This window comes from Hydrogenophaga sp. 70-12, assembly GCF_001897365.1.
GTDB lineage: Bacteria > Pseudomonadota > Gammaproteobacteria > Burkholderiales > Burkholderiaceae_C > Hydrogenophaga > Hydrogenophaga borbori.
The window spans coordinates 1-5622 of sequence record NZ_MKSS01000392.1; the positions used below are offsets into that span (position 1 = coordinate 1).

Consider the following 5622-nt stretch of genomic DNA (forward strand, 5'->3'; position numbering starts at 1 on the left):
ACCAGGTTCACGCCCTCGGCGGCCAGCGCCTGCGCGCAGCCCAGCCCCAGGCCCTTGCTCGCGCCGCCGACCAGCGCCCATTTGCCTTTGATGCCCAGATCCATGTCGATCAATCTCCCGTGTCGATGGGTTTGGCCGCCGCCCGGGGCGTGCCGAAGCGCGTCACCAGGAACACGCCCGAGAGCACGAGCACCGTGCCCACGACGATCCAGCCGTTGAAAGGTTCGCCCAGAATGAACACGCCCATGAGGATGGTCGACATGGGGCCGAGCATCCCGGTCTGCGCGGCCAGGCCGGGGCCGATGCGCTCGATGGCCATCATCACCATGAGCACCGGCGCGAAGGTGCACAGGGTGGCGTTGAGCAGCGACAGCCAGATGACCTCGGGCGCCACCGTGGCGGCCGACAGCGGGCGCAGCAGCAGAAACTGCGCGATGCACAGCACGCAGGCCACGCTGGTGGCCAGGCCCACCAGGCGCGTGGAGCCCAGGCGCTTGACGAGTTCGCCGCTGTAGACGAGGTAAATGGCGTAGCTGATGGCGCTGGCGAACACCAGGAAGGCGCCCAGGGCGGCATTGGGGCCCTGCTCGCCCAGCTCGTGCCCGAAAACCAGCAGCACGCCGGCGTAGCTCACGGCCATGGCGATGGCCTGCAGCGCGCCGATGCGGCGCCGGTACAGCAACCAGCCGAGCAGCAGCACCAGGGTGGGGTTGAGGTAGAGGATCAGGCGCTCGAGGCTGGCGGTGATGTACTCCAGGCCCCAGAAGTCCAGGAAGCTGGCGAGGTAGTAGCCGGTGAGGCCGAGGCCGAGCACGCCGAGCCAGTCGCGCCGCGTCAGGGGTTCGGGCCGCTTCGCCAGGCCGGGGCGGTGGGTGGACCACCAGGTGAGCGCCAGGAACAGCGGCAGCGCGAACAGCATGCGGTACATGATGAGCGTGACCGCGTCGACGCCGTAGCGGTACGCCAGCTTGACGATGATGGCCTTGCCGCTGAAGGCGATGGAGCCGAGGATGGCGAGGGTGAGGCCGGAGGCCAGGTGGGGGTGGGGGGCGGCGCGCGACATGAAGCCGCCGATTATCGATCCCGGCCCATGGGCGCCGGGGACCGTGGGCTATTGCACCGGCGGCGTGCAGGCCAGCACCTCGTCCAGGGTGGTCAGCCCCTCGGCCACGCGCGCCGCGCCGGCCAGGCGCAGGGGCCGCATGCCGTCCGTGACCGCCTGCACCCGCAGGGCCTCCAGCCGCGGCTCGCGGATGACCTGGTTCTTGAAGGCCTCGCTGACCGTGAGCAGCTCGTACAGGCCCATGCGCCCACGAAAACCGGTCATGCGGCAGTCCACGCAGCCCACCGGCTGGTAGGGCCGGTAGCCGCCCGTGATCTGCCAGGGCTTCACCAGTTCGGCCAGCTGCTCGCGCGCCTGGGCCGCCTCGTCCTTCTCCACCCGCGTCTTGCAGGCGGGACACAGGGTGCGCACCAGGCGCTGGGCCAGCACGCCCAGCACCGTGGCGTTGATGAGGTAGGGCGGAATGCCCAGTTCCATCAGGCGCATCACCGCCGAGGGCGCGTCGTTGGTGTGCAGCGTGGAGAACACCAAGTGGCCGGTGAGCGCCGCCTGCACCGCCATCTCGGCGGTGGCCAGGTCGCGGATCTCGCCCACCATGATGATGTCCGGGTCCTGCCGCATCAGCGCGCGCAGGCCCTGGGCGAAATCCAGGTCCAGGTGCGGCTGCACCTGCGTCTGGTTGAAGGCCGGCTCGATCATCTCGATCGGGTCCTCCACCGTGCTCACGTTCACCTCTTCCGTGGCCAGGCGCTTGAGCGTGGCGTACAGCGTGGTGGTTTTGCCCGAGCCCGTGGGCCCCGTCACCAGCACGATGCCGTGCGGCCGGCGCGTGAGGCCTTCCCAGCGCGTGGCGTCGTGCGCGCTGAAGCCCAGCGCCGCCAGGTCCTTCACCGTCGACTCGGGGTCGAAGATGCGCATCACCAGCTTCTCGCCGAAGGCCGTGGGCAGGGTGGACAGGCGCATCTCCACCTCGTCGCCCTTGGCCCCGCCCATGCCGGGCTTGAGCGTCTTGATGCGGCCGTCCTGCGGCCGGCGGCGCTCCACCACGTCCATGCGGCCCAGCAGCTTGATGCGCGCGGTCATCGCGTTCATCACGCCCAGCGGCAGCTGGTACACCGGGTGCAGCACGCCGTCGATGCGGAAGCGGATCACGCCCTGTTCGCGGCGCGGCTCCAGGTGGATGTCGCTGGCGCGCTGGTCGAAGGCGTACTGCCAGAGCCAGTCCACCACCTGCACCACGCCTTGGTCATTGGCGTCGATCTGCTTGTTGCCTTTGCCCAGCTCCACCAGCTGCTCGAAGCTCTGGAAGCCCGCGGCGCCGCCGGTCTTGCTGGCCGCGCGCACCGACTTGGCGAGCGCGAAGAACTCGGCCGTGTAGCGCGTGATCTCGGCCGGGCTGGAGAGCACCAGGCGCACGGTCTTGCGCGTCTGGCGCTCGACCTCGCCCACCCAGTCGGTGATGAAGGGCTCGGCCGTGGCCACCACCACCTCGGCCGGCCCCACCTGCACGGGCAGCACCTTGTGGCGCTCGGCGTAGGCCGCGCTCATCACGTCGGCCACCTTGCCCACCTCCACCTTCAGCGGGTCGATGCGCAGGTAGGTGAGGCCGCAGCGCTGCGCCAGCCATTGGGTGAGGGCCTCGGCGTCGAGCACATGGCCGTCGGCCGCGCGCGCCATGCCCACCACGGCCAGGCGCTGCAGGGGGTGCTGCGCGCTGTGGGCGGACGAGATGCGCGCCTCGGTGCGGCGCGCCTCGTCTTCGCCGATGACACCGTCCTCCTTCAGCCAGCGCAGCACCAGCCGCCAGTCGAGCGGGCCGTTGGGGGCGGTGGTCGCGGCGGCGGCAGCGGAGGCGGTCTTCATGCTTATTCGCGAACGGGTTTGAACAGGCGCATCCACTTGACGGCGGGCAGGCCCCAGCGCTGCTGCACGGCCTCGGCGCGCGCCAGCAGTTCGAGCCGCGAAGGGCGCGAGGCGTGGCGTTGGGCCAGCACCACCGTGTTGCCTTCGCGCGTGGGCCGGAAGGCCCAGACCGCGTCTTCGCCGAAGGCCTCGGCCAGGCTGGCCAGCGAGCGCGCGTAGCTCGAGTCGCGACCGAACAGGTTGACCGTGAGGCAGCCCTCGTCGCTGAGCGCGTCGCGGCAGTCGGCGTAGAAGCCGGCCGAGTCGAGCACGGGGGCGGCGGCCTCGTGGTCGTACAGGTCGACCTGCAGCGCGTCGTAGCGCGCGCGGTGCTCGTCGCGGCGGATCAGCTCGCCGGCGTCGCCCATCAGCACGCGCAGGCGCGCGCCGTCGGGCGGAAGCTTGAACCAGCGGCGGCACACCGCCACCACCTGGGGGTTGATCTCGATCGCGGTGGTGTCCATGCGCAGCCGCTTGTGGCTGAACTTGGTGAGCGCGGCCGAGCCCAGGCCGAGCTGCAGCGCGCGGCGGTGCGCCACCGAGTCGGGCTCGACGAACAGCAGCCAGGCCATCATGCGCTGCACGTATTCCAGCTCGATGTCGAAGGGCGCGTCGAGCAGCATGGAGCCCTGGACCCATTCGGTGCCCAGGTGCAGGAAACGGACCTCGCCGTCTTCGGAGATGTTGACTTCGGGCAGGGGATTCGTGTTTTTCATCGGTGCGCAGCGCTACCTTCGGGACCGCGGCCTGGCCGCGAGGGAACCATCAACCACCGGGAAGGCAGGAGCCATTATGAACACGGAAGTCATCTGGAACTTCATCGTCACGCAGGGGGCCGACTTCGGCCTGAAGGTGCTGGGCGCGATCGCGGCCTGGATCATCGGGCGCTGGCTGATCGGCATCGCGGTGCGCCTGATCGGCGTGGCCATGGAGCGCGGCGGCCGCATCGACATGACGCTGATCCGCTACCTCAAGTCCATCCTGTCCGTGCTGCTGACCGTGGTGCTGATCATGGCCATCCTGGACATCTTCGGCATCCGCACCACCTCCTTCGCGGCCCTGCTGGCGGGCGCGGGCCTGGCCATCGGCGCGGCCTGGAGCGGCATGCTCGCCAACTTCGCGGCGGGCATCTTCCTGCAGGTGCTGCGGCCCTACAAGGTGGGCGACTTCATCAGCGCGGGCGGCGTCACGGGCACGGTCAAGGAGCTGGGCCTGTTCGCCACCACCATCCTCACGCCGGACAACGTGACCACCATCGTGGGCAACAACAAGGCCTTCGGCGACAACATCCAGAACTACAGCACCGAGGCCTTCCGCCGCGTGGACTGCGTGGCCAAGGTGGCCAACGGCGTGGACGTGAACGACGCCATGCAGCGCCTGCGCACGGCGGTGGCCGCCATCCCCAATGTGAAGGCCGCGCCCGCGCCCGACGTGGAGATCCTGCAGTTCACGCCCGAAGGCCCGCTGCTGTGCGTGCGTCCCTACACGCACACCGACCACTACTGGCAGGTCTACTTCGACACGCACCGCGCCATCGTGAGCACCTTCGGCGCGGCCGGCTACCCGGTGCCCGAAACGCCGGTGCTGCACCGGACCGTGGCGGCCTGAGGTCCGGCCCGCCTCAGGTGCCGGCGATGTCGCGCTCGGCCTGGCGCCGGGCGCGCCAGGCGCCCACGATGGCGATCAGGCCCGGCACGATGATCAGTGCCCAGATGATCTTGCTCAGGTTGGCCTGCACCCAGGGCAGGTTGCCGAACAGGTAGCCCGCGCCCACCAGGCCGATCACCCAGATCAGCGCGCCAATCACGTTGTAGGCGGTGAACTTGGCGCGCGTCATCTCGGCCACGCCGGCCACGAAGGGCGCGAAAGTGCGGATGAAGGGCATGAAGCGCGCCAGGATGATGGTGATGCCGCCGTAGCGCTCGTAAAAGGCGTGCGCCTGGTTGAAGGCGTCCTTGTTGAACAGGCGCGACTTCTCCCACTGGAAGACCTTGGGCCCGAAGTAGCGGCCGATGGAGTAGTTGGTCTGGTCGCCCAGGATGGCCGCCACGACCAGCAGCGCCATGGCCAGCGGCAGGCTCATGAGCCCGGCGCCGCACAGCGTGCCCACCACGAACAGCAGCGAGTCGCCCGGCAGGAAAGGCATGACCACCACGCCCGTCTCGGTGAAGATGATGAGGAACAGCAGCGCGTACACCCACATGCCATAGGTCTGCACGAAGGCCTGCAGGTGCTGGTCGACGTGCAGGATGAAGTCGATGAGGAAGGTGATCAGTTCCATGGGCGGGCATTATCGGCGCGGCTTCCTACAATCCCGCGATGACTTCCCTGCCCCCGCGCCGCCCCATCCGCGAACTGCCCGATGAGCTGATCAGCCAGATCGCCGCGGGCGAGGTGGTGGAGCGGCCCGCCTCGGTGGTGCGCGAGCTGGTGGACAACGCGCTGGACGCCGGCGCCACGCAGATCACCGTGCGCCTGCTCGGCGGCGGCGTGCGGCTGATCGCGGTGGAAGACGACGGCATCGGCATCCCGCGCGCCGAACTGCCGCAGGCCCTGAAGCGCCACGCCACCAGCAAGATCGCCAGCCTGGCCGAGCTCGAATCGGTGGGCACCATGGGCTTTCGCGGCGAGGCGCTGGCCGCCATCGCCTCGGTGGC

6 protein-coding genes and 1 pseudogene are annotated in these 5622 nt (G+C 69.6%); 2 read left to right on the forward strand and 5 right to left on the reverse strand.

The genetic code is table 11. The annotated features are described in order from the left end of the window. The 4 genes and pseudogenes from BGO22_RS20085 to BGO22_RS20100 all read right to left on the reverse strand — a co-directional run. Window positions 1-104, reverse strand: a pseudogene (locus tag BGO22_RS20085) (SDR family oxidoreductase); the annotation flags it as partial. A gap of 5 nt (window positions 105-109) precedes the next feature. Next, the gene (locus tag BGO22_RS20090; protein WP_070400627.1) at window positions 110-1063 is read right to left on the reverse strand and encodes a DMT family transporter; all 954 of its coding nucleotides are present in this window, start codon (window positions 1061-1063) and stop codon (window positions 110-112) included. A gap of 48 nt (window positions 1064-1111) precedes the next feature. Further along, on the reverse strand, window positions 1112-2926 hold the full coding sequence (tfpB, locus tag BGO22_RS20095; RefSeq protein ID WP_070400628.1) for a type IV pilus assembly ATPase TfpB: 1815 nt from the start codon (window positions 2924-2926) through the stop codon (window positions 1112-1114). A gap of 2 nt (window positions 2927-2928) precedes the next feature. Next, entirely contained in the window at window positions 2929-3681 is a 753-nt protein-coding gene (locus tag BGO22_RS20100) for a class I SAM-dependent methyltransferase (protein WP_070400629.1), read from the reverse strand. A 76-nt stretch (window positions 3682-3757) separates the two neighbouring features. Between BGO22_RS20100 and BGO22_RS20105 the strand changes: the two genes are divergently transcribed. Continuing rightward, window positions 3758-4573 carry a mechanosensitive ion channel family protein gene (locus BGO22_RS20105; protein WP_070400630.1) on the forward strand — a complete coding sequence of 272 codons (816 nt, stop codon included), beginning with the start codon at window positions 3758-3760 and terminating at the stop codon, window positions 4571-4573. Window positions 4574-4586: 13 nt separating this feature from the next. On the opposite strand, the gene BGO22_RS20110 is transcribed toward BGO22_RS20105, so the two are convergent. Continuing rightward, window positions 4587-5246 carry a DedA family protein gene (locus BGO22_RS20110; RefSeq protein ID WP_070400631.1) on the reverse strand — a complete coding sequence of 220 codons (660 nt, stop codon included), beginning with the start codon at window positions 5244-5246 and terminating at the stop codon, window positions 4587-4589. A gap of 38 nt (window positions 5247-5284) precedes the next feature. Here BGO22_RS20110 and mutL point away from each other — a divergent pair. Then, window positions 5285-5622: DNA mismatch repair endonuclease MutL (mutL, locus tag BGO22_RS20115; RefSeq protein ID WP_286852279.1), on the forward strand; the 338-nt coding region annotated here is incomplete at its 3' end.